This is a genomic window from Bacteroides pyogenes DSM 20611 = JCM 6294 (genome assembly GCF_000428105.1).
Taxonomy (GTDB): domain Bacteria; phylum Bacteroidota; class Bacteroidia; order Bacteroidales; family Bacteroidaceae; genus Bacteroides; species Bacteroides pyogenes.
In genome coordinates this window covers 1-24969 of record NZ_ATZH01000021.1, presented here as the reverse complement: position 1 = coordinate 24969, position 24969 = coordinate 1, and the positions used below count along the sequence as shown (strand labels likewise).

The window sequence follows — 24969 nt, the reverse complement described above, 5'->3', positions numbered from 1 at the left end:
CCCAGTGGGAAACTTTTGTTTCAACGGTGGGAAACTTTCCGAAACATACGTTGCTTTTACGGGACAGCATCAGCAAACATCAATCCGCCCTTATTTGCGGAGCGATGCCAGAGCTTTTCTCATCTGTCCGATCCAATGGCCGACAATCTCCCGGCGGTCTGCCAATCCCTCGATCAGGCAGTTAGCCAACGGACAAGCGTATCCGGCGCGCGTCAGTTCGTAACGCCAGCTTCCTTCTTCGGCTTCTTCACCCTCGCCGCCGCACATATCGTTGTTGGCATGGTCGCCGGCTACGGAAAGAAGCGGGTAGCAAATGACGCGTCCCGAACGATGGCCTCCATGCTGCATACGGCGGATCATGTCTTCCACCAGATTGCCTTCCATATCCACCGTGCCGACAAAGTAATTCGGGTGCATCTTCTGCAACGATTCTTCCATCATCGTATAACGGAAATTGCCGTCGCCCACCGTGTACTTCTCGGGTTTGCCGTGTCCCATCAGCACCACCACACTGCCCGCCTCCACTTCGCTGCGGAATCTTGCGTGCAAAAGTTCCGCCACACGGTTCACGTCGTCACGGGTCTTCAGCAACGGGCCCGCCAAAGCAATCTCCATTTGCCGGGACGAAGCGACCGGTTCCTTCCGGAAAGCATCGACGGTTCGCTCCACATCGTGGTATTCCTTTCCGGGTATCAGATGGAGCGACTGCACGCCCACCGTCCGGTAGCCCGCCTTCGCGAAAGCTTGCAACCAATATTCGGGGTCGTGAAAAGCTCCCTTCCCATTCGCCGCGCAACGCTTCCGGCAAATGCCGGAGGTGAAAGAGAGATACACATCCATATCGGGGAAGGCTTGCGCAAACTGCTCTTTCATCCGGCGGTACGTCCGGTGAGGGGCATCCCAACTGCTGCCGAAAGTAACCAGCAGGAGCGCTTTGTCGTGACGCTTCACCGCCTTTATTTCGGCAGCAATGACAGCCGGTTCGCTGTCACCGCCGGGATGAATCGCCTTTTCTCTTTCAACGGTCTGCGCCATACAAGAAGGGATAAAAGCAAACAAGTACAAAAACAGAATAAACTTCAATTTCCTCATATTTACTGATAATCCTCACCAGTTTATTGATAATCCTCACCCGTTTCCCAAGCTCCTTCGTCATTATATTTCTTCTTCAGATGATCCAGCCAGATGGCGCGAATAGCCGGATAGTCACCCAAACCTTTGATGGTGCACTTGCCCGTTTCGCCGTGATGGCTCTCCGTCATGTCGATTTTGAATCCCATCTTCTGCAATTTCAGCCTCCAGCTGAATTCAGAGTAAGGAGTAGCTTCGCCCACCTTATTATCGTCATCTTCAAGCCCCCACATATCGTTGTGAGCATGATCGCCGGCTATAGACATAACCGAAGCAAGGTAGATGGTTATATCCGAAGGCTGCAAGTTGTTTTTACTGCAATAGTTTTTCAGTTTCTTATAGATATAAGTATCGGGCACCTTTTCATCTTCAGGAGCATTGTCGCCTTCCTCCACTTCGGGGAAGAAGAGCATATCTCCGTAGTCTACCGTGCCGACAAAGACATTCTTGTTGGCAGCCAGCTCATGCATCTCTTTTTCCAGATCCGTATATTTGGTATTGGCGGGAGCATAGCTTTTATCCGGATTTCCGTGTCCCATGAAAAGAACAATGTTCTTCTTGTCGTCGAGTCGTTTTTTATAAGCATCATACAGAACCTTTGCAACTTTTTCCGAGTCATCGTCTTCGGAAAGCAGATTCTCGCTTTTCAGCACCTTCACCTTGGGGTAGCGGCTGATCATAAACTCCTTCTTCACGTAGGTATTCATCAAGCTCAGATACTCTTCTCCCGGAATCACATGGAGCGACTGAACGGCTACTCTCTTATAGCCCGCTTTACCTAATGCCCTCAACCATAAATCGGGCTGATAGCGGTCTATTTTCGTGGCCGCCTTCACACGGTTGACGCAAGTGTGCGAAGTGAACGAAAGATAAACATCCGTGTTTGGGAAAGTCGTCTTATAATCTTTTATAATCGCATCGTAAGTTTTGATAGACTCTTCGAACGTGCTTCCGAAAGTGCAAAGAAGAATGGCCGTATCAGACTTTTTAGATTCCATAACAACGGATTCAACCGGGTTCGAAGTGCTTCCTTTTCCGTCGTCATCACCGCAAGAAGACAAACATAGCGCTCCGCAAACGAGCATGCAGGCCGCCAACAAAAAATGTTTCCTTTTCATAATCACATAATTTTACAGGTTATACGTTTATTTATTTTTATTCGTGAATTTAAGAGAGCAAGACAGATAATAAGTTCTTCCGGGATTTGTCGTTCCCCTGTTTCTGCCAAACGGAGTATCGTCGATATAGTTGAACAGGTTGTCTATGCCCGCGTTGAAATCCGCCGTCCACTTCTTGAAACGAAGAAGAGAGTGTGAAGTATTCAGTCTCCACAGCTGATAAGGACTTCCATTACCGTTCGTAATGTAGTATTTGGTGGAACGATAGCTACCGAACAAACCGACTCCGAGCTTATACCTCTTCCAAGCGTGAGTCCACAACGCTTTCCACGTAGCATTGTGATAAGCCGTCGCGTTGACGGGCAGATACTTCATATACTCCTGACTCTTTATATCGGCTGCGTATTGAGCTTTCGCATCTACGTAGCTATAGCTGCCGCCAATGGCGAGAGCAGGCAGAAGTTGATAGTCGAACGTAATATCCGCACCGACAGACCGGGCTTTCGACAAATTGTTGTATTGCAACGTCTCCTCCACCTCAAGAAGTTTGTCTTCGGGCGATGTGGGAACCACCGTCAGCTCAATCATATTCCGAAGCCTGTTGTAATATCCCGTTACCGAAGCGCTCAGTTTCTTTCCTTTATATTCTACACCGGCGGAATAATAATGAGAAGTCTGGGGGTTCAGTGCGGTATTCCCGTAATAAGCTTTCAACTTAGTACCCATAATAGCCGTCATATAGTCGTAATAAAGCTCTTTAACGGTAGGCGCTTTGAACCCCAGAGAGTAAGTTGCACGGAAATTCAAATTACGCCACTTATACATAGCCGCAATTTTCGGAGTCAGTTCCTGCCCGAACTCCTTGTGGTGAACGAGCCTCATCCCCCCGGTGAGTACAAAGTCGGGGACAACCGTCCACTCATCCTGCACATAAGCCGAAAGAGTATATACCGACGCTTCGCCCTTTGCCATCCTTATGGGAGCCACCAGTTTATCCCACATATATTCTACACCCGCATTCAGGATGTTCTTCTCTCCCAAATAAAACACGCCCTTGGCAAGCCCCAGCACTTTACGCTGCGAGGTTTGCAAGATTCTCATTCCCGGATAATAGATGAGCCGTTGAGGCGGTGTGCTTTGATCGAAAAGACTGGTCGTTTCCGTCTGGGTATAATCGAAATAGTAGTTATAGCGGTCATAAGACAAATCAAAGGTCAGATAATCTCTGTTTCCCCATTGATACTTCGCTCCCGCAGCATAACTCTGATTGCGGTAATGATAGTCGTAACGATTGTATTGATACGGGCCGAACGAACGCTTGATCCACTTCTGGTAGAAAGAGGCGGAAGCCGATAAAGAAATCCTCTCATTAAGCTTGTAAGCCAATTCTTCCGCCAGCGTGTAATGGGTAGACCGACTCACGGTTTTCGAGACACTCCCGTCAAGCAAATCGTAATGAAACCATTCCTTGTCGGTGTTTCTCCATCCGTCGGTATGCTTCAGGTTGACAGATGTTGTGGAATTCAGCTTGCCATGCTTAAGTCCGATTGTATTACTCTGCGAGAGATCGCCGTAACAACCAACCCGTGTCCGGTTGGTAACACTGAACGGATCGCGGTTTTTCTTTGTAATGATATTAATCACCCCCGCAATGGCATCACTCCCATAAAGAGACGATGAGGCACCTTTTACGATCTCGATGCGCTCGATGTTATCGGGGTTAATCATACTCAAGTCGTTCTGTCCGCCAATGTCTCCGTTGATCCGTTTCCCGTTCAGCAGAATGAGGATATAATCGTTCGTCATCCCGTTCAGCTGGATATTACTCCCCATATCACCCGGGCTGAATCTGAGCGAGGCGCACAAGCCTCCTAACATTTCTTCGAGGCTTCGCCCCGCATATTGGTCGAGCATCTTCCGACTGATCACTTCGGTCTGCACGGGCGCGTCTTTCAGATAATGCTCCGTTCCCGTGCCTGTCACCACAACCTCGGGCAGAGAGTCCCGAAGAGTCACATGTTGTTGCGCACACGCTTCACTCCTTCCGCACAGCAGAAGGAAACATCCCGTTACAATTGTCAGAACCGGTTTCATCATACGCTTTTTATTATGAGTAAAGAGAAATAAGGAAATGTTCTCTTTGCTATTTGTTCTTTGTCGCAGGTGTAAAACTCTTCATGCGAACCGACATTCTCAAAGTAGTGCCACATTGAATTCTCGCCCGACCGGAGCAATCGTTTGAGTTCGGGCTCGCATTGCGACAACTTCATCACCACAGCCACTTCGCCGCCCGACTCCACGCGGCGAAGCATTTCCGCATCTATTCTCCCCGGATAGACCGTCAGCCGTTCTTCCTGCTCCGTCAACGGCAAGCCGACAGATGCCGCCGCTGCGATAAAAGCCGGGATGCCGGCAATCCGGACAACGGGAATCGCGGCGGTTTTCAGCTTGCGGGACAGATAACGCGTAGAAGAATAGAAACCGGCATCTCCTTCGGCCACCACAGCCACGCACTCCCCTTGAGAGTAACGCGAAACGACCTCTTCGAAAAGACGGTCGTACGCGGCGTAAGCCTGAGCGCGTTCCTTGTTCATAGGAAGCTGATAACAACGGATGCGGCTTTCGTTCACGCCCAGCTTCTTCAGGAAATCCGCAGAACGGGAGCCGGCTTTGGTTTCCGGACAGAAAACGATGTCTGCACGACGCAGTACATCCGCGCCATGCAAAGCAATCAGTCTCGGATCCCCCGGCCCCAAAGAGACAATATAAACCGATCGATGTGTCATTTCATTTTTATTTTCTGAATCGAACAGTCAGGCTGGCATAAAAAGCCCGGCCCGGTGTAACTGTAGCATAAGGCTTACTTGAATTCCAAGGACGGTCGTCGCGCCAATCGAACAAGTTTTCCACCCCCAACCCTGCGTTGAGTATGAGATACTTCAGGTTGAACGTATGACCGGTGTTCAGGTCCCACAGCATAAAACCGGAAGAATGATAATCGTACGTCTCGGAATATCTCTGTCCCTGTCCGCGCCCCACCATATTGATGTTCAGTCCGTACAATCCCCAGTTCTTAGCCCATTGGGCATTCACATTGCCCGCATATTTGATGCTCTTGTCGAGCCTTTTCCCCGTAATCAGGTTCTTTCCGTCTATGAGCGAATATCCGGCGCCGACATTGAATCCCAAACCGAGATAAGCGTTAACATTCACATTCGCCCCTTTGACGCGCACTTTATGAAGGTTGGCGCGTTGCTGCACAGGCGCGTCGAATGTCCCGTACTTCGCAGCCTCTTCATCGCTTATCGGAAGATACCAGAGCATATTCTTTACATTATTGAGATAACCTGTCAGAGATGCCGAAAACCATGCCTTTGTATATTCCATGTTTAAAGTGAAGTTTTTACTCTCTTCGGGATCGAGTTCCAGGTTGCCGATGGTGTAGCGATTCTCTTTCTTCGAATAATTCGTTCCGTATATCTGCGAAAGTGCCGGAGTGCGGAAGCCTGTCGCAAAAGAGAACCGGGTACGGAACGCTCCTTCCTTATACATCAAAGAAGCGGTGGGCGTAAAATGGTCGCCGAACGTTTCGTTGTAGATGTATCGCATGCCGATAACCGCTTCGAGGCCTTTGGTAATCTTCCATTCGTCTTGTGCGTACAATGCCAACGTATAAAGGGTTTTATCAGACACCTTATCCGACTCGCTCGTCAACTTCTCGTCCAGATATTCCAACCCGGCGGACAGCTTGTTCCATTCGTTCAGCTTCACGATGCTTTTGATATTTCCCCGATAAAGCGTCACTTCTTTCCGCGTTTCCTTATCGCCTACCTTAAACTCTTTGTCTTCCTTTATATAGTCATAAGAAGATTTATAGTTGTCCGAATAAAAGTCAGCGTCGATATATGCCCGTTTATTCACCATATACTTCATTCCGAATCCGTACGTATAGTTGGTATGATAAAGGTTGTACTTATATTCGCTTACCGGACGCTTCGTCAGGAAGTTATAATACGAGCCTTGAGCGTACAAAGTCGTGCGGTTGTTCGGCGCAAAAGAGAAGTGCTGGCTCACAGTATTGGCATAGAATCCCGTAAAAGCCTGTTTGTCGGTAGGCTTCAGTTCCGTCTCCTTAGTTTTCTTGTTTACCGTTTCCGCCATCGGATTCAGTTGCCAGCCCTCAGACTGCTGCCGCCGATAGGAGGTATATGAAGAAAACTTTCCGGCATTCACATCAAGATTCACCGATTCCGTGAAGCGTCCGTGATTGCTTACCCGTGTCGTACTCGAAGCATCGACAGAGTTTCTGCTGTCGTCAGTAATAATGTTGACAACACCCCCGATGGCATCGCTGCCGTACAAGGCGGATGCCGAACCGTTCAGTATCTCTATCCGCTTTACATTGGCCATATCCACCCGCATCAGCGCGTCGTCGCCAATCATCTTCCGGCCGTTCATCAAAATCAATATATAGTTGCTGTTCAAGCCGTTGATGAGCATCTCCGTCCCCATGCCGCTGGTGGAAAAAGAAAACGAAGAAGTCAGTTTGGTCAAAGCCTCCTCCAATGTCCCGATATTGGCGTCGCGAATATCTTTTGCAGTGATTACATTCACCGGAATGGGACTATCGGCCATTCTCCGGTGCGTTCCGGTTCCGGTAACGACTACCTGACCGAGGTTGTTATGGCTCTCCGTCATTCGGAGCACGACATTCGCCGCGCTCCTGGAAGTGGAATAGCGAAGCGGTTCGTAGCCCACATGGGTAATTCGCAACGTTTGCTTGCCGGCGGGCAAGTCTTTCACCGTAAACTCTCCTTTCGCATTTGTCGTTCCGCCTTTCAAACTATGATCCGCGCGAACATTAACACCCGCCAAAGGCTCTCCTGTCTCGGCATCCAGCACACGTCCTTTCACAGTGACCTGAGCCGACGCCACACAACATACAAAGGCCAACGAAAAGACCCAAACTGTCTTTTGCAACATTTTAATAATAAATAGAAATCTGAATTAAATTAATAGTCATGTTCTTATCCCCGAGAACAAAATACCACATTTTTATTTTGGCAGGTTTCCTGACTTCATCCCGAAAGTCCGCCTTCCCGTACGAGTGACAGTGGCAGTAGTGAACTTTCGACAAACGGATGTTACAGTAGCGGGCACTGTTCCGGAATTTCACCGGATTCCCTTTATGCTCAGCCGGACGACTGAGAACATCACCAAAAGCGGAACAAAAATAAGGGTTTTAATTCGTATCTCATAACATATCTAAAAATATTTTCAGCAAAGCGAAAAATAGACAGAACGACCTGTGTCAAAACTAATTATTATTGTATTTTTGCAGGACTACATATTCTCATTGATAACGAATCAGCATTAGAATGAAAAAGAGTATCCGAACAGCCATTGTCGTTATTTCCGAAGCGGGACTTCCCGTAGCCGAAACAATCCGGAGAGAACTGGGCGATTCCGTCATATATATTAAAGGAGAAGTGGAAGGGTGCGAGCCGGTGAGTTCGTACAGCGGCTTCATGAAGGCGCATTTCGCCGACTTCAAATCGATCGTGTTCGTCGGAGCATTGGGCATCTGCGTAAGAAGCATCGCCGACTGCATACGGAATAAGTATGCCGACCCGGCAGTTATCAATGTAGACAGCACGGGGCGCTTCGTTATTCCCGTTCTTTCGGGACATATCGGTGGCGGCAACGAACTGGCGCGTATCATTGCCGGTATAACGGGCGGTGAGGCTGTGGTAACCACCCAAAGCGACAATCAGGACTTGTGGGCATTGGATATGTTGGCTTCGCGCTACGGATGGAAAACCTCTGCCACTCCTGCCGAGATGAACCGGGCGATCTTCCGTTTCGTGGGCAAGCAAAAGACTGCCCTGCTGTTGGAATGTAAGGACAAGGGAACCGATGAACTCGAACGTACCTGTCCGGCACACGTAGATATCTATTATCAGTATGAAAAGATACCGCCTACCGGATACGAACTGCTGATTTCGGTAGGTCCCCGGGAGCGAACATCAACCGTTCCTGTCCTTTGTTTCTATCCGCAGGTGCTGCATATCGGGGCAGGATGCAGGAAAGACTGTTCGCCCGCAGGCGTCGGTTCGTTCGTGAAAGAGACATTGCGGAAAAACGGGCTTTCGCCATTGGCGATAAAAAGCGTATCGACTATCGAATTGAAAAAGGACGAGGCACTGATAGCCGAACTTCATAAAGAGTTTGCCGGCAGCGAGCTGGCCATCTACCGGGCAGAAGAACTGGCGGGAATCGAAGTGCCTCATCCGTCGGATAAGGTCTATGAGGTGACCGGAGTGTACGGAGTGGCGGAAAGTTGCACCATCCACGCTTCGGAGGGCGGCAGGCTACTGATTGGGAAACAGAAAGGTGTGCTTTCTGAAGGCAACCATTTTACGTTTGCCGTGGCTCTCTCGGCAGCAAACGACCGCAATAACGGGCACATCGAAATAGTAGGAGCCGGACCGGGAGACCCGGAACTCATATCGGTTCGGGGAAAGAAAATGCTCGAAAAGGCAGACCTTATTTTATATGCCGGCAGTCTGGTGCCCCGCGAACTGACACAATATGCCAAGCCCGGAGCTACGGTGCGCAGCTCCGCCGACATGACACTGGAAGAACAATTCGACCTGATGAAGAAATTCTACGATCAAGGGAAATTCGTTGTCCGCCTGCATACGGGAGACCCGTGCATATACGGTGCTATCGCCGAACAAATGGCTTTCTTCGACCAATACGGAATGAATTACCACATCACTCCCGGCATCTCTTCTTTCCAAGCTGCGGCTGCTGCACTGCGTTCGCAATTCACCATTCCCGAGAAGGTGCAAAGCATCATCCTCACCCGGGGAGAAGGCAGAACACCGATGCCTGAAAAAGAAAAACTGCATCTGCTGGCACGCTCGCAAAGCACGATGTGCATCTACCTCAGCGCCGCCATTGCAGAACAGGTTCAAGAAGAATTGTTACAGGCTTATCCGCCCGAAACACCGGTAGCTGCCTGCTACAAGTTGACGTGGAAAGAGGAAAAGATATACCGGGGACAGTTGAAAGACCTCGCCCGGATTGTGAAAGAGAATCATCTGACGCTCACGACCCTGCTGGTTGTGGGAAATGCCATCGACCACAGGGAAGGGCTTTCACGGCTTTATTCGCATGAATTTAAACACTTGTTCCGCCCATGATACTGATATTCGGAGGAACAACGGAAGGACGAATCGCCGCCGAAACAGTCGACGAAGCGGGACAACCATTCTTTTATTCCACACGTGGAACGCTTCAGGAAGTCGAAGGACGGAACATGGTACGGCTCACCGGGGAAATGAATCGGAAGGAAATCACATCGTTTTGCAGGGAACACCGCATTCGCCTGATTGTAGACGCCGCCCATCCGTTTGCCGCGCAACTGCATGCCAATATTGACGGTGCGGCGAAAGACACAGACATCCAAGTCGTACGTCTCGAACGTCTTTATCCTCAATTGCCGGGAGACATCATCCGGTGTGAAAGCTTCGATGAGGCAATTCTGCGGATGAAGCGTGACGGAATAAAGAAACTGCTGGCGCTCACAGGCACGCAGACCATCGGCAAGCTGAAACCTTTCTGGCTGGAAAACGATTGCATCTTCCGCATTCTTCGCAGAGACGAATCGGTAGAAACGGCTCTCCGGGAGGGATTCCCCAAAGAAAAGCTGGTTTTCTACCAACCCGAAGAAAGCGAAGAGAAGATACTCGAAGAGACAAATCCGCAAGCCATCATCACCAAAGAGAGCGGTCGGTCGGGAAGATTCGTCGAGAAGATAGAAGCTGCCGCTAAAGCCGGCGTAAAAATATATGTGGTGAAACGTCCGCCAATGCCGGAGAGTTTCATCACCGTCACCGGCAAACACGGATTGCGGCGGGCCATCGAGCAGCGTGTACCCGGTTTCTATCCGTTACGCAGCGGACTCACGACGGGAACATGCGCGACAGCGGCATCGAAGGCGGCAGCGCTCGCCCTGATAGACGAAGTTTTCCCAAAGGAAGCGGAAGTGACCTTGCCGGATGGAGAGCGGATTTCAGTTGCCATCGATTGCGTAGAAAAGACAGATGCACAGACGGCCCGGGCAGAAGTCGTAAAGGATGCGGGCGATGATCCCGACGTCACGCACGGGCACCGGATTATATCCACCGTGAGCTTCTCCGACGAACCGGGTATTCATTTCCTTCAAGGAAAAGGAGTCGGCAGGGTGACGCTTCCCGGATTGGGACTGCCTGTCGGTGAGCCTGCCATCAACGTGACTCCCCGCAACATGATTGCCGGCGAACTGACGGCCATCTACGGAGGAGGACTCGATGTGACAATCAGCGTCCCCGATGGCGAAGAGCTTGCCAAAAGGACCTTCAATCCCAAATTGGGCATTGTGGGAGGCATTTCCATTATCGGAACATCGGGAATTGTCCGCCCGTTCTCATCGGAAGCATTCGTGGATGCCATCCGCCGCGAAGTGGAAGTAGCCAAAGCCGTCGGTGCGGAACGATTGGTAATCAATTCGGGAGCCAAAAGCGAGAAGCACGTAAAAGCGATTTACCCCGATCTTCCCCCGCAAGCGTTCGTGCATTACGGAAACTTTATCGGCGAAACGCTGAAAATAGCCGAAGATACGGGCTTTCAAAAGGTAAGCATGGGCATTATGATCGGGAAAGCCGTGAAGCTGGCGGAAGGACATTTGGATACGCACAGCAAGAAAGTGGTGATGAACAAGGAGTTTCTGAGAAAGACAGCCTTGGAAGCGAGGTGTTCGTCCGCCACTATGGACTTGATCCGGGATATGACTTTAGCACGCGAACTTTGGAACATCCCTGTGCCCGAAGAGAAGGATTCATTCTTCAATAAGATTGTGGCGTTATGCGCTCGCCACTGCCAATCTATTCTCCCCCATGCCGAACTTACATTGCTTTTGATTGACGAAGAGGGAAAAGTTTTTAATAAAAAAGTCTCTTCCCAATAAGGGAGCAGACTGCTTATGCGATTGACTTCTTCACATCCCTGTTTCTATACTCTTTCGGAGAAAGCCCTGACAAGCGCTTGAAAAATTTACTAAAGGAAGCCTGATCGTTAAAGCCCAATGTATATGTAATATTTTGTATGTCGGCACTGGAACAAGAAAGCATCTTCTTTGCATCTGAATAAAGGAGTTCGGATATGTGATCATAAACAGTCTGCCCGGTTTCCTCTCTAATCACTCTGGACAAATAAGCTCCTGATATAGCAAGGCGTTCGGCATAAAAAGATATTCTGTGTTCTTGCCGGTAATACTCAAACAGCAGTTTTTTAAACTCATTACAAATAATATTTCGCTGAGAAACGGAAGGATAAGCATCTTCAATGCTCAATAAGAGCATGTCTCTTACATACAACATAAAGGAATCACACAAATGACGGTAAATTCCTTCTTTATGAGAAACATCCTCATCGGGAGAATCATGAAAAAGCCCTATTATCTTTCGCAAATAATCGGCTATATTATCTTTCAGATGTAATGGGAAAGAAGATTTGGAAGTAAATTCACACAATTTACCGTACAAATATTGGCTTGAAGACAAGCTATAGAAAAAAGAAGAATCGAGCATGAGGCAAAACATCGAATAATCGCCGCTAAAGTTCTTAATACTCATTTCCTGTACAGGAGATACGGATATTAAATCATTCTTACCTATTACTGCGGTATTATTCTGCAGATCGCAAAGAGTAGCATTTCCTTCCGATACCAATAAAAAGAAAAATCCTCCCTTACATGTCATTTCCTGCGGAAGTTCTCTATCCTGACCGTGGATACAACCAACATACAATAACTTATCGAGTATACAACTGTCTTCTTTTTGTTTCAGATATTGGTCTAAATGAACATTCATAACATCTTAATATCACAATCATTACACAAAAGTAACATTCTGTTTCGTATTAAACAAATCTCTGCACGTATTTTACAATAGAGCATAAAAATAAATACGTACCTTTGCGTCACGAAAGTTTAGCATCTCATATGATCAAATATTTTCATTAGAAGTATCGATAAAAAGACATTCTATAGTCTGCGTGATGAAAAATATTTCAGCCTATATCGTAGAGAAGCAGGCTTTTGAATAACAAGTATTATAAACATTTGCTGAATGAGAGATATTGAAATCTCAGGTTGAGCTAAAATTAATCATTATAACTATGGAAAGAAATTTTAAAGAAGCGCTAAAGCACCGGAGAAGTTATTATCACATTACAAACACTTCTCCCATCTCTGACGCAGAGATCAAAGAAATAATCGATTGCGCGGTAACCAACGTACCCTCCGCTTTTAATTCGCAATCTACACGCATCGTGCTGTTGCTTGGGGAAAATCATAAGAAATTATGGAATATTACCAAAGAGATATTGAAAAAGATTGTGCCTGAAACCTCTTTTCCGGCTACAGAAGCTAAAATAGACGGAAGCTTTAGAAACGGATACGGAACAATTCTCTTTTTTGAAGATAAGAGCGTCATAGAACATTTGCAAAACTCTTTCCCTTCATACAAAGATAGATTCCCGATCTGGTCGCAACATACATCCGGAATGCATCAGTTAGCTATTTGGAGCATGTTGGAAGACAAAGGTTTAGGGGCCTCTCTACAACATTACAATCCATTGATCGACGAGGCCGTACAGAAAGAATGGGGAATTTCTTCCACATGGGAATTGATTGCCCAAATGCCTTTCGGCACTCCGACGGAACAACCCGGTGAAAAAGAAATTAAACCGCTTGAGCATCGCATCCTTGTTTTTAAATAAATAAGTATACAATGAAGAAAAGAAAAGTAAACCAAATAGTAAGAGGACAACAATCCATTGATGGCGCAGGCGTACGCTTGCGCCGAGTTTTGGGCCAACAGACCATACAGGCATTCGACCCGTTTCTAATGCTTGACGGCTTCGACTCTACAAATCCGGAAGATTATATAAAAGGTTTCCCGTGGCATCCTCACAGAGGAATGGAAACCGTAACCTACCTCATCAACGGCTCGATGGAGCATAGCGACAGTTTAGGGAATAAGGGAATCATCCACGATATGGGATGTCAGTGGATGACGGCCGGTTCGGGAATCATTCACCAAGAAATGCCTTTTTCATCTCCAAGAATGCTTGGATGTCAACTTTGGATAAATTTGCCGGCTAAAGATAAAATGGCTCCCCCCGCATACAGAGAAATCAAAAAAGAAGATATCAACGTAGTAAAGGAAGAAAACGCGACCGTCAGAATAGTTTCGGGAAACTATCGAGGGAATCACAGTTCGTTTGAAGGAGAATACATCAAAGTAACTTATCTGGATGTAGAGCTTTCGGCCGGAAGCGTATGGACGTATGGGGAAATTCCGAACGATCATACACTGTTTATATATTTATTGGATGGAACACTTGCCGCCGACGAGAAGTTGAAAGATTTCGAAAAGAAAGGTTGCGCCGTACTATTCAGAGCTTCAGAATCAGAAGAGAGCGAAAACGAACCGATACAGGTCAAAGCCGGAGATGAAGGAGCACGTTTTGTATTATTGGCAGCCAAACCTCTGCGCGAGACTGTCAGCTGGGGGGGACCTATTGTGATGAATACGAAAGAAGAAGTGCTTGACGCTTTTCAGGAACTAAAAAATAACAGCTTCATTAAACACAAGTAGATCCTCAGCATCAGTATTAATTCATAGTGTCACTCAAATTACGTAAACGCCATCAGCCGTAATCTCAAATCCATTCCCGGAGTATATCGGATAAGGCTATATACTACAAGAGAACGGTATCCATAATAATTGGGGAGTTTTCGCTTTTCACATTAGCGAAAACTCCCCAATTTATGTTTGATAAGGCAATACAGCAAAACGAATCACCTCGTCAATCTTTCAGTTATTGTTTCTTCAGGATATAGTGCTCGGCCAATTCACCGTCGTTAAGCGTACCTTCTTTATCAGACAAGGCAACCGCATTTTCAAGCACTTTGTAATAAGTTTTATCGCCTGAAGAAGGAGTAACCAATTCAATCACATTTCCTTCAAGCAGATTGAAAGTTCCGCTTTCTTCAAACACGCCGTTTTTCTTTTCCAGATACTCGCTACGCAAATCATAAGTAGTATCGTCATTGATCTTCAGCGTAGTCTTGATTCCCGGACAATCCGCACAAGGTAATGTTCCTTCATACGTACCTGCGATATCAGCTACTTTCACTACGGTTTGCGCATCGGTAACTACAACAACACTGTCTTGCTGTGAAGCGTCGGTTTTCTTTTGTGAACCGGTACAACTTGCCATTGCGAACACAACGGCTCCTGCCAAAATTAATTTCATTGCTTTCATAATAATCTTTCTTTTAAAAAACGTAATGTGGCAAAGATAACAAATAATAGGCAACCCTTGTTAATAAAAACGTCAAATTATCTAAAATCTGTATAACAAATAAGCTGCAAACCCTTGACTACAAAGCCTCATACGATTCTTTCCGGGAAAAAGAATCACTATTTTCCTCTAAATCGAAATATGCCGTAACCAACGACAGCAGCCCTTCAATATCGGAAGCCTTGCGCGCTTCTCCACGGGGATAATGCAACACATATCCGTCGGTCTGAAGGTTTCCCGTTTCGATATAAGCGGAAGATTCCACTTCACGTCCGGCAAGAATTCCGTTGCGCTGCAAGGCTTTCCGCACCATCGCATATTTTTGTCCGTATCCCACAAGATGCATTTTCCCGGAATATTCGTTATCGATACGGAAAAGGCCTGTATTCCGGTCGAACAAAATACCTTTGCGGGAAAAGAAATTACTCAATGTCCCGTTCAGCGAAAGGTCTTCGGGAGTTCCCACCTTTACACCGCTTTCTTTGTCCATCATCCAAACTTTATCCGCTATCTGCAAAGCAAGTTCCAGATCGTGCGTACTCATAAAAATCGTCTTGCCCGTTTCGCGCGACAGCCGATGAAGCAACTGCATCATCTCCACCTTGCTTGGAAAATCGAGAAAAGCCGTCGGCTCATCGAGAAAGATGACCGGAGTTTCCTGAGCCAGCGCTTTGGCAATCATCACCTTCTGTTTCTCACCGTCGCTCAGCGTATGCATCATCCGATAGGTCAAAGCCTCGATTCCCACACCGGCAATGGCAGTGGCCACAATCTCCTTATCGCCTTTTTTCAGCGTTCCCCAAAAGCCAGTGTACGGACTCCGTCCCAAAGCCACCATCTCTTCAACCGTCATATTGCGCAAATCGCACTTTTCGGTAAGCACCACACTGATCACTTTTGCCATCTCTTCGTCCGAATACTCCCCGATTTTCTTTCCCATAATCTCAATGTCTCCCGACAGTTTAGGGAGAAAACCCGATAACGTATGCAGCAGCGTAGACTTTCCCGCCCCGTTGGCCCCCAACAGGCAAGTCAGTTCTCCACGCTCTATAACGGCGTCGATGTTTCGGGCAACCACGTGAGTCCGGTGTTTTCCCACATAGCCGGTGCTCAACTTCCTGATGACAATTGTTTCATTTCTCTGCATATCTTGATTTGTCTATTTAAACACTCTTTATTCATTTATTTCCCCCTTATGACGACGGAATAGTACCGACACCACCACCGGAGCGCCGACAAGGGCCGTCACGGAATTTACGGGCAACGCCCCCTCGAAGCCCGGCATACGCGCAATCAGGTTGCACAAAAGCGCCATTGCCGCACCTACCAGCAACGAAGCGGGCATCAGGATACGGTGGTCGGAAGTGCGGAACAACGTGCGGCAAAGGTGAGGAACAGCCAGACCGAGAAAGATAATCGGGCCGCAATAAGCGGTAACGATAGCCACCAACGCTCCCGAACATGAGATAACCAACAGACGGGCACGCTTGATGTTCAGTCCGAGGCTTCGGGCATAGCTGTCGCCCAACAGCAATAAGTTCAGTGTCTTTATCAAAAGAAAAGAGAGCGGCAGCAACACCGCCATCGTGATTACGAACGGGAAAAGCTGTCCTCCGGAAATACGGGCAAAACTCCCCAGCCCCCAGATCACATAAGCCCGTATATCCTCCTCGACACTGAAATACTTCAGTACCCCGATCACCGCATTCGCCACATAGCCTATCATCACTCCGATGATAAGCAGCGTGACATTTCCTTTCACCTTCTGCGAAGCAAAAGCGATAAGCGCCATGATAGCCAATGCTCCGGCGATGGCGGCAATGGTCAGCGCCAATTCGCCTATCAGTCCCAGCCGGCTCAAAGCAACCCCGCCCAAGCTGCCGGAAAGCAGCACCACAAACGCCACACCCATGCTGGCGCCGGAGCTGATGCCCAGAACGGAAGGACCTGCCAACGGATTCTTAAAAACCGTTTGCATCTGCAATCCGCTCACGGAAAGCCCGGCTCCCGCCACCAATGCCGTAATGGCCTGCGGCATCCTCGACTTCCGGATAATATTCGACCAGATCAGATTCGATTCGTCTCCCAACAAGCAAATATCCCATACCGAGCGGAACGGAATAGAGACCGAGCCTAATACCAGATTCAAGAAGAAGAGGAACAAAATCACCGCCGCCAACAACAGCATCAACAGCCATACGGGAGTCTTTCTCATGCTTTCTTTATTATTTTAACAATTCGTAATACACAGGAGAATAGTCCGGCAAAAGCTCCGGATGAAACACTTTGATAAAATCCTTCAGCAGCACTTCGGGATGTGTGGGAGCTTCTTCGTAATAAGGTCTTTCTTTCAGGTTGCAATAGATTACCCCCTTTTTCTTAAAAGCTTGGAAGTCGGCATAGCGAGCGTCTTCTCCCTTCAGGGCATCGTACGTAAATGTTCCGTTATAGCTGTTCAGGATACGCCAGTAGTCGGCATTTGCCGCACTGCTGTATACGGTTTCGAAATCGAATGTCACCCCTCCTGTATTCGGGTCGTCTTTCAGGAAATAATCGGCTCCCGCATCACGGAAAAGCTGAGCCAGAAAATTCCGTCCGCCTACGGCATACCAGTTGCCTCCACGCAGTTCGCCGCTAAAGACGACCGGTTTCCGCTCTACCCTTTCGGCAAGCGATTTCAAGCGATTGTATTCCGCCTGGATAGAGTCGAAAAGAAGATTTGCCTTCTGCTCTTCGCCGATGAGCAGTCCTATGAATTTAATCCACTCCGCCTGCCCCAAAGGAGAATTTTCCTTATATCCGAGATGGGGAATAAGCGGAATGCCTACCTCTTTCAACGCATCGTATCCTCCCCGCTTGAAAGGAGAAATCAGAATCAGGTCCGGATCCACTTCCATGATGACCTCGCTGTCAAAATTCCCCTCGATCCCTATCTGTCGGATTTTCTTTTCTTTCAGCCGAGTTCTGACTTCCTCGTTAAATAAATGGCGGGTGCTTGTTATTCCCACCACATGCTCCAGCGCATCGAGTTTAATGAAATTGGAAAGCTGAAGCGAAGTCATGCAGATTACATTCCCGACAGGCGTGGGTTGCATGACATAATCGGCAGGCAAATCGGCATTTTTTTTAAAAGCCTCTCTGTCTCTGACGAAGGCATACCTGTAAACCTCGCCCTTTCCTTTTTCTTTCTGCGGATCCTGAATCGTGACCAAACATCCTCCCTCTACATACGCTACACTAAAGCCTTCGGCATATTGGGGAACGATCATTGCAGTCGAATCGAACGCAACAGACGTTCCACCGTTGGCAACCGCCTGTCTTTTCCCTTTCGAGACACATGAAAAAAGAAGTAATGACAGGCAAACCAGCAGTAACCAAGCTTTGTTTCCCGTACGAATAAGATGATATACATTCATAGCTCTATACCCAAAAAAGTTACGGATTGCCGGAGTCCGGCATCATCCGGTAGACGATGCGGACAAAGATACATTTTTTTCGTGTTTTTTCATCAATCTGTTCCGCTTATCGAATAAAATCGCAAAAACAAGGTTGCCTGAAGAGTAAAACAAACGACATCCGCCATACAAAAATGGAAGAGTAATAGAATATATATAAGAAAAGTTTCGTATTTTTGCCGGATAATAGAGTTAATACATAACAAGATGAATATATTAGAACTAAGTGAACAGGAAATCATCCGGCGTAACAGCCTGAATGAGCTCCGCTCCATGGGCATCGACCCCTATCCCGCCGCAGAGTATGTAACCAACGCTTTCTCCATAGATATAAAAGCCGAATTTAAAGACGACGACGAGCCTCGCCAGGTATCCATAGCCGGACGTATCATGAGCCGCCGCATCATGGGAAAGGCCTCGTTCATCGAGCTTCAAGATTCCAAAGGCCGCATTCAGGTGTATATCACCCGCGACGATATTTGTCCGGAAGAAAACAAAGAGCTGTACAATACCGTGTTCAAACGCCTGCTCGACTTGGGCGATTTCATCGGTATCGAAGGTTTCGTATTCCGCACGCAGATGGGTGAAATCAGTGTTCATGCGCAAAAACTTACCGTATTGGCCAAATCGATCAAACCGCTGCCGAGCGTAAAATACAAAGACGGTGTGGCATACGACTCTTTCGAAGATCCTGAACTCCGTTACCGCCAGCGTTATGTCGACCTGGCCGTGAACGAAGGTATCAAAGATATATTTGTCAAACGTACCAAAGTGTACAACTCCATGCGCGAGTATTTCAACTCGAAAGGTTATCTCGAAGTGGAAACACCGGTTTTGCAACCGATTCCCGGCGGAGCGGCGGCACGCCCGTTCACTACGCACCACAATGCATTGGATATCCCGCTCTATCTGCGTATCGCCAACGAGTTGTACCTCAAGCGTCTCATCGTAGGCGGATTCGAAGGTGTATACGAATTCTCCAAGAACTTCCGCAACGAAGGAATGGACCGTACGCACAACCCTGAGTTTACGGCGATGGAGGTGTATGTGGCCTACAAAGACTACAACTGGATGATGGAGTTTACCGAAAACATGGTGGACAAGATTTGCATGGACGTAAACGGAACGCACGAAGTAAAGGTGGGCGACAACATCATCAACTTCAAAGCTCCTTACAAGCGTGTAACGATGCTCGACTCCATCAAGGAGTTTACCGGCTACGACCTGGCGGGGAAAAGCGAAGAAGAGATTCGCGAGATCTGCAAGAAGCTTAACCTCGAAACAGACGAAACGATGGGTAAAGGCAAACTGATCGACGAGATATTCGGCGAGTTTTGTGAAGGCAACTACATACAGCCGACATTCATCACCGACTATCCGGTAGAGATGTCGCCGCTGACCAAGCGCCACCGCAGCAATCCCGAGCTGACGGAGCGTTTCGAACTGATGGTAAACGGTAAGGAACTGGCAAACGCATACTCGGAGTTGAACGACCCGATCGACCAGTTGGAACGTTTCCAAGACCAGCTTCGCCTGAGCGAAAAGGGAGACGACGAAGCCATGTTCATCGATATGGACTTTGTACGCGCGCTGGAATACGGAATGCCGCCCACTTCGGGCATGGGCATCGGCATGGACCGTCTGGTGATGCTGATGACGGGACAAACAGCCATTCAGGAAGTATTGTTCTTCCCGCAGATGCGTCCGGAGAGGGTGGTGAAAAAAGATGCCGCCGCCAAGTATATGGAACTGGGCATTCCGGAAGCGTGGGTTCCTGTGATTCAGAAAGCAGGATACAACCTCGTGGAAGACATGAAAGATGTGAACCCGCAGAAATTGCATCAGGATATTTGCGGAATCAATAAAAAGTACAAATTGGAATTAGCTAACCCAAGCGTGAATGACGTAACCGAATGGGTAGGAAAAATCAATTAATATTATAGGAGAGTTAGAAGATAACTCTTTACTTATTTAGTTATTTATGAAATTACCCGGTAAGATAGCGATAATGGGCGGCGGAAGTTGGGCTACGGCCATCGCGAAGATGTGTCTGGCACAATCCGATTCGATAAACTGGTACATGCGACGTGACGACCGCATCGCCGAGTTCAAGCGGCTGGGACACAACCCTGCCTACCTGACAGGCGTGAAATTCGACACGAAGCGCATCGCGTTCAGCTCCAACATCAACGAGATTGTGAAAGAATCGGATACGTTGATTTTCGTTACCCCCTCTCCTTATCTGAAAGCTCACTTGAAGAAACTGAGAACAAAGATCAGGGACAAGTTTATCATCACCGCTATCAAAGGAATCGTACCCGACGACAATATCATCGTATCGGAATACTTCACGAAAGAGTATGGCGTGCCGCCGGAAAACATCGCCGTACTGGCAGGCCCTTGCCATGCCGAAGAAGTAGCGTTGGAACGCTTGTCGTATCTCACCGTCGCCTGTCCGGATAAGAACAAAGCGCGCGTTTTTGCCCAGCGACTGGGAAGCAGCTTCATCAAAACGTCTGTAAGCGACGACGTATGCGGCATCGAATACAGTTCGGTGCTGAAAAACGTATATGCCATCGCGGCGGGCATTTGCAGCGGGCTGAAGTACGGCGACAACTTTCAGGCGGTGCTTATCTCGAACGCCATACAAGAGATGAACCGGTTCCTCAATACGGTACATCCGCTGAACAGAAACGTGAATGAGTCCGTTTACTTAGGAGACCTGCTGGTGACGGGGTATTCCAACTTCAGCCGCAACCGCACGTTCGGAACGATGATCGGAAAGGGGTATTCGGTGAAAAGCGCCCAAATCGAGATGGAGATGATAGCCGAAGGATATTACGGAACGAAATGTATCAAAGAGATCAACAAACACTATCATGTGAACATGCCGATACTCGATGCGGTATACAACATCTTGTACGAACGCATCTCACCCATGATCGAGATCAAATTGCTGACCGACTCGTTCAGATAAAACTTATACATTTGTCAACTTAAACATTATATAGATATGATTAGCTTGAACATTGAAAAGACTTTTGGATTTATCTCCAAAGAGAAAGTTTCTGCCTACGAGAGCGAGGTAAAAGCTGCACAAAGAATGTTGGAAGACGGAACCGGAAAAGGAAACGACTTCTTGGGATGGCTGCATCTGCCTTCTTCTATCGGCAAAGAACATTTGGCCGACTTGAAAGCTACAGCGAAAGTGCTGAGAGAAAATTGCGAAGTAGTTGTAGTAGCGGGTATCGGCGGAAGCTATCTGGGCGCTCGCGCCGTAATCGAAGCGCTGTCGAACAGCTTCGTCTGGTTGCAGGAAAAGAAAGAAAATCCGGTCATCATCTACGCCGGACATAACATCAGCGAAGACTATCTGTACGAACTTACCGAATATCTGAAAGACAAGAAGTTCGGTGTAATCAATATCTCCAAATCGGGAACAACTACCGAAACCGCCCTTGCTTTCCGCCTGCTGAAAAAGCAATGCGAAGACCAGCGGGGCAAAGAAACGGCGAAGAAGGTCATCGTTGCCGTTACGGATGCCAAGAAAGGCGCGGCACGCGTCACGGCAGATAAAGAAGGATACAAGACGTTCGTTATCCCCGACAATGTTGGCGGGCGTTTTTCTGTGCTTACTCCGGTAGGTTTGCTGCCCATCGCCGTAGCCGGATTCGACATCGAGCAACTGGTTGCCGGCGCTGCCGATATGGAAAAAGCATGCGGAGCGGACGTTCCGTTCGCAGAAAACCCCGCAGCGGTTTACGCCGCTACACGCAACGAGCTGTATAAAAACGGAAAGAAGATCGAGATTCTCGTCAACTTCTGTCCCAAACTGCATTACGTGAGCGAATGGTGGAAGCAGCTTTACGGAGAATCGGAAGGGAAAGAGAACAAAGGAATTTTCCCCGCATCGGTTGACTTCTCTACCGACCTGCACTCTATGGGGCAATGGATTCAGGAAGGCGAACGTTCGATCTTCGAAACTGTGATTTCGGTAGATAAAGTAAACCATAAACTGGCAGTGCCTTCGGACGAAGCCAATCTCGACGGGCTGAACTTCCTTGCCGGAAAACGGGTGGACGAAGTGAACAAGATGGCGGAGCTGGGCACTCAGTTGGCTCATGTAGACGGCGGTGTACCCAATATGCGCATCGTTATTCCCGAACTGAGCGAATATAACATCGGCGGGCTGCTTTATTTCTTCGAAAAAGCATGCGGCATCAGCGGTTACCTGCTGGGTGTGAACCCGTTCAACCAGCCGGGTGTGGAGGCGTACAAGAAGAATATGTTCGCCTTGCTGAACAAACCGGGATACGAAGAGGAATCGAAGGCGATTCAGGCGCGACTGTAATCAGCTCCCGGACGCTCTTCTGCAAGAAGACTGCCGCAGCAAACGCAAAGCCGTTCATCGCTGTACGGCAGACTTGCCGAGTATGCGCCGCAACCGTTCGGCAGGCTGACTATCAGGCGGCTTATGTAGCATAAGGTTTGTCCTTGCTTCCCGAATTACAGCGGAATATTCGAAGGTGATTAGCAGGTGTTTCTCCGGGAATCACGTTTGCGGTTCAGAAAGCGGAGGTTGGCTCCAATCTGAAAGCAAATACCATTCCCACCGACCTTCTCAATGAGCAGAAACACCGACAGTAACTCAACTCAAAAGGACGTACCGTTTCCATCTGTAGAAACAGAAGTGGAAACGGTACGTCCTTTTATCATTACCCTATCCCGTACACTTTCAAAGAGCTTCGCACCGGTGCGGTACGCCGACACTGCGGCGGTTTTACAGCATTCCGGCAGAACGTATGCCCCGACAGTCTCATGCGAGCCGGACTGTTACCAAATGCTTTGCTGCATTAAAGCAGAGCATATGCCACGACAATTCCATGCGAGCCAAACTATTGCCAAATGCTTTGCAGCATTCCGGCAGAACGTCCGGCAGACGATCCCCAATCTTTTGTGAAGTCTTACGGAAAGAAAATACCCTTATTCTTTCGCTTTTGTTTTCAAGCCGAGCACTTCCTTCGTCCCTTCGCAGTCGGCTTTCGAAGAAAGATAGAAAAACAATTTCACATCGCCTTCCTCATCCACTTCCTTGATGGTAGCCTGAACCGAAACGGTGGTATGCATCACTCCGTCTATAAAACGCAATTGTCCTTTTTCCTCATCGGTCAGCTCGCCTGTGACAGAGACCTCCCTTTCCTTATAATGCAACACGGTATTCACTTTATCGTCGCTCTGCAACATAAAAGTCTTGAGCTCGGCCCCATTCCCGTCGAGCAAAAGAAGAGCATCGATTTTATCGCCCGCTTTCAATGCCGGGAGTTCATCCATACAGCCGGAATAGTTCCTCTCTTCAACACCTTTTCCTCTGTCCACGCATACCTTTTCCACCTTAATAATAGGGCTTTCATCGTTCTGAGAACAAGCTACCTGAAGCAACGGAAGCAGGAATAATAATAGTTTCTTCATAAAAGTGCCAAGTTTATAATGTCGCAAAAATACATATTATATGCAAACCTGCAAACAATAGGGCGACTTAACTGTTTCGCGGAAGCTTGCGAAAGTATCTGCGCCTATTATCTTCTTCTCCCGTTTTTTATCCCTATCTTTGCGCCCGTAAATCTTTTCCGGCAGGCGTACAGCCCAATTGCCAAAGATTGCAGGACGAATAATAAACCCATAAACAACGTAATACATTTTCCAAAAGATGAAGGAAAAACTGAAGGCCGTCTTGTTCGACATGGACGGCGTACTTTTCAACTCCATGCCTTATCATGCCGAGGCATGGCACAAAACAATGAAGGCGCGCGGGCTCGACCTCAGCCGCGAAGAAGCGTACATGCACGAAGGAAGAACCGGAGCGGCAACCATCAACATCGTATTCCAACGCGAATTGGGCAGAGAGGCCACACCCGAAGAAATAGAGAGTATCTACAAAGAAAAAAGTGTCTCGTTCAACTCATACGCAGAAGCGGAACGAATGCCCGGCGCTTGGGAACTTCTTCAGAAGATAAAAAAAGAAGAACTTACGCCGATGGTAGTCACCGGCTCCGGGCAACTCTCGTTGTTGCAACGTCTGGAGCAGAATTTCCCCGGCATGTTTCGCAAAGAATTGATGGTAACGGCATTCGATGTCAAGTACGGGAAGCCCGACCCCGAGCCTTATCTGATGGCTTTGAAGAAAGGCGGAATAGAAGCCGGCGAAGCCGTCGTGATAGAAAACGCGCCTCTGGGAGTAGAAGCCGGACATCGGGCGGGAATCTTCACAATCGCCGTAAATACGGGCCCGCTGGACGACCGGATATTGCTCGATGCGGGAGCCGACTTGCTGTTTCCTTCGATGGAAGCCCTTTGCGAAAAATGGGAGCAATTGTTTCGCTAACTCCCTTGCTCCCGCCTCACCTCGCCCGACATACTTTCTTCGTTTTCAAACAATGAATAGTTTCGTTAGTTTCCCACCGTTGAAACAAAAGTTTCCCACTGGGGAAACTTTATTTTCCCCGTATGGAAACTTTTGTTTCCCCAGTGGGAAACTTTTCTCTTTCGCCATGCTTGCCATACGGCTGTGGTTTAATGTTTTTAGTTGACCACTTTACGGCTTATTTTCAAAGTGGGTTGACTCAGTTAATACTTATTTTTATTACAAGTTGACGCTCGTTTTTGGCTATTTGCTATTTAGGTTGACTTTAAAAAATATCAAACAATAACCAGTAAGAGTATCTCAGGGTATGATTCCTTTCTTGCCCCTCGACCTGTGGTTGTGTAGGATATTCTTTGTCGGTCAATGCAAAGTTAGTGATATTTTCCTAAGCAACAACCTCTTTGATGGCTTTCTCGCGGTAGCTGAT

At 47.9% G+C, this 24969-nt stretch carries 19 protein-coding genes and 1 riboswitch; of the genes, 8 read left to right on the top strand and 11 right to left on the bottom strand.

Annotated features, from left to right (window positions below; genetic code table 11):
• Positions 1–90: 90 nt before the first annotated feature.
• The 5 genes from C234_RS0105850 to C234_RS0105830 all read right to left on the bottom strand — a co-directional run bounded on the left by C234_RS0105850 (position 91) and on the right by C234_RS0105830 (position 7232).
• Positions 91–1035, bottom strand: a complete 945-nt coding sequence (locus tag C234_RS0105850) for a sirohydrochlorin cobaltochelatase (protein WP_248596485.1) — start codon at positions 1033–1035, stop codon at positions 91–93.
• Positions 1036–1115: 80 nt separating this feature from the next.
• Positions 1116–2249, bottom strand: coding sequence for a sirohydrochlorin cobaltochelatase (locus C234_RS0105845; RefSeq protein ID WP_027325004.1), 1134 nt, complete (start codon positions 2247–2249; stop codon positions 1116–1118).
• 27 nt (positions 2250–2276) lie between these two features.
• Positions 2277–4346 (bottom strand): TonB-dependent receptor plug domain-containing protein, encoded by a 2070-nt coding sequence (locus C234_RS0105840; protein ID WP_152532467.1) that lies wholly within the window; start codon positions 4344–4346, stop codon positions 2277–2279.
• A complete protein-coding gene (locus C234_RS0105835) occupies positions 4343–5035 on the bottom strand; it encodes a precorrin-2 C(20)-methyltransferase (protein WP_027325002.1) in 693 nt (230 codons plus the stop codon). The genes C234_RS0105840 and C234_RS0105835 overlap by 4 nt, the downstream gene beginning before the upstream one ends.
• A 7-nt stretch (positions 5036–5042) precedes the next feature.
• Positions 5043–7232, bottom strand: a complete 2190-nt coding sequence (locus C234_RS0105830; RefSeq protein ID WP_034537051.1) for a TonB-dependent receptor — start codon at positions 7230–7232, stop codon at positions 5043–5045.
• A 62-nt stretch (positions 7233–7294) separates the two neighbouring features.
• Positions 7295–7485: riboswitch (cobalamin riboswitch) on the bottom strand.
• A gap of 142 nt (positions 7486–7627) precedes the next feature.
• Between C234_RS0105830 and cobM the strand changes: the two genes are divergently transcribed.
• Positions 7628–9457 carry a precorrin-4 C(11)-methyltransferase gene (cobM, locus tag C234_RS0105825; protein WP_027325000.1) on the top strand — a complete coding sequence of 610 codons (1830 nt, stop codon included), beginning with the start codon at positions 7628–7630 and terminating at the stop codon, positions 9455–9457.
• Complete coding sequence (gene cbiD / locus C234_RS0105820; protein WP_027324999.1) at positions 9454–11262, top strand: cobalt-precorrin-5B (C(1))-methyltransferase CbiD; 1809 nt, start codon at positions 9454–9456, stop codon at positions 11260–11262. Before cobM ends, cbiD begins: the two co-directional genes overlap by 4 nt.
• A gap of 13 nt (positions 11263–11275) precedes the next feature.
• Here cbiD and C234_RS16750 read toward each other — a convergent pair whose 3' ends face one another.
• Positions 11276–12166, bottom strand: coding sequence for a helix-turn-helix domain-containing protein (locus tag C234_RS16750; RefSeq protein WP_051290175.1), 891 nt, complete (start codon positions 12164–12166; stop codon positions 11276–11278).
• A 307-nt stretch (positions 12167–12473) separates the two neighbouring features.
• Here C234_RS16750 and C234_RS0105810 point away from each other — a divergent pair, with 307 nt between their 5' ends.
• A complete protein-coding gene (locus C234_RS0105810) occupies positions 12474–13076 on the top strand; it encodes a nitroreductase family protein (protein WP_027324998.1) in 603 nt (200 codons plus the stop codon).
• 11 nt (positions 13077–13087) lie between these two features.
• A complete protein-coding gene (locus tag C234_RS0105805; RefSeq protein WP_027324997.1) occupies positions 13088–13957 on the top strand; it encodes a pirin family protein in 870 nt (289 codons plus the stop codon).
• Positions 13958–14180: 223 nt separating this feature from the next.
• On the opposite strand, the gene C234_RS0105800 is transcribed toward C234_RS0105805, so the two are convergent.
• The 4 genes from C234_RS0105800 to C234_RS0105785 all read right to left on the bottom strand — a co-directional run bounded on the left by C234_RS0105800 (position 14181) and on the right by C234_RS0105785 (position 18082).
• Positions 14181–14627 (bottom strand): copper resistance protein NlpE, encoded by a 447-nt coding sequence (locus C234_RS0105800; RefSeq protein WP_027324996.1) that lies wholly within the window; start codon positions 14625–14627, stop codon positions 14181–14183.
• A 118-nt stretch (positions 14628–14745) separates the two neighbouring features.
• Positions 14746–15813 carry an ABC transporter ATP-binding protein gene (locus tag C234_RS15930; RefSeq protein WP_051290174.1) on the bottom strand — a complete coding sequence of 356 codons (1068 nt, stop codon included), beginning with the start codon at positions 15811–15813 and terminating at the stop codon, positions 14746–14748.
• A gap of 27 nt (positions 15814–15840) precedes the next feature.
• Positions 15841–16881 (bottom strand): FecCD family ABC transporter permease, encoded by a 1041-nt coding sequence (locus tag C234_RS0105790; protein ID WP_027324995.1) that lies wholly within the window; start codon positions 16879–16881, stop codon positions 15841–15843.
• Positions 16882–16891: 10 nt separating this feature from the next.
• A complete protein-coding gene (locus C234_RS0105785; protein ID WP_051290173.1) occupies positions 16892–18082 on the bottom strand; it encodes an ABC transporter substrate-binding protein in 1191 nt (396 codons plus the stop codon).
• A gap of 246 nt (positions 18083–18328) precedes the next feature.
• Here C234_RS0105785 and lysS point away from each other — a divergent pair, with 246 nt between their 5' ends.
• Genes lysS through C234_RS0105770 form a run of 3 tightly spaced genes read left to right on the top strand, consistent with a single transcriptional unit; the run spans position 18329 to position 22472 of the window.
• Positions 18329–20056, top strand: a complete 1728-nt coding sequence (gene lysS, locus C234_RS0105780; protein WP_027324993.1) for a lysine--tRNA ligase — start codon at positions 18329–18331, stop codon at positions 20054–20056.
• A 46-nt stretch (positions 20057–20102) separates the two neighbouring features.
• Complete coding sequence (locus C234_RS0105775) at positions 20103–21098, top strand: NAD(P)H-dependent glycerol-3-phosphate dehydrogenase (RefSeq protein ID WP_027324992.1); 996 nt, start codon at positions 20103–20105, stop codon at positions 21096–21098.
• A gap of 36 nt (positions 21099–21134) precedes the next feature.
• Positions 21135–22472: a glucose-6-phosphate isomerase gene (locus tag C234_RS0105770; protein ID WP_027324991.1), complete on the top strand. Its 1338-nt coding sequence runs from the start codon at positions 21135–21137 to the stop codon at positions 22470–22472.
• Between the two features lie 632 nt (positions 22473–23104).
• Here the strand turns inward: C234_RS0105770 and C234_RS0105765 are convergent.
• Complete coding sequence (locus tag C234_RS0105765) at positions 23105–23590, bottom strand: DUF5035 family protein (protein ID WP_027324990.1); 486 nt, start codon at positions 23588–23590, stop codon at positions 23105–23107.
• Between the two features lie 238 nt (positions 23591–23828).
• On the opposite strand from C234_RS0105765, the gene C234_RS0105755 reads away from it, so the two are divergent.
• Complete coding sequence (locus C234_RS0105755; protein ID WP_027324988.1) at positions 23829–24503, top strand: inorganic diphosphatase; 675 nt, start codon at positions 23829–23831, stop codon at positions 24501–24503.
• Positions 24504–24969: the final 466 nt, after the last annotated feature.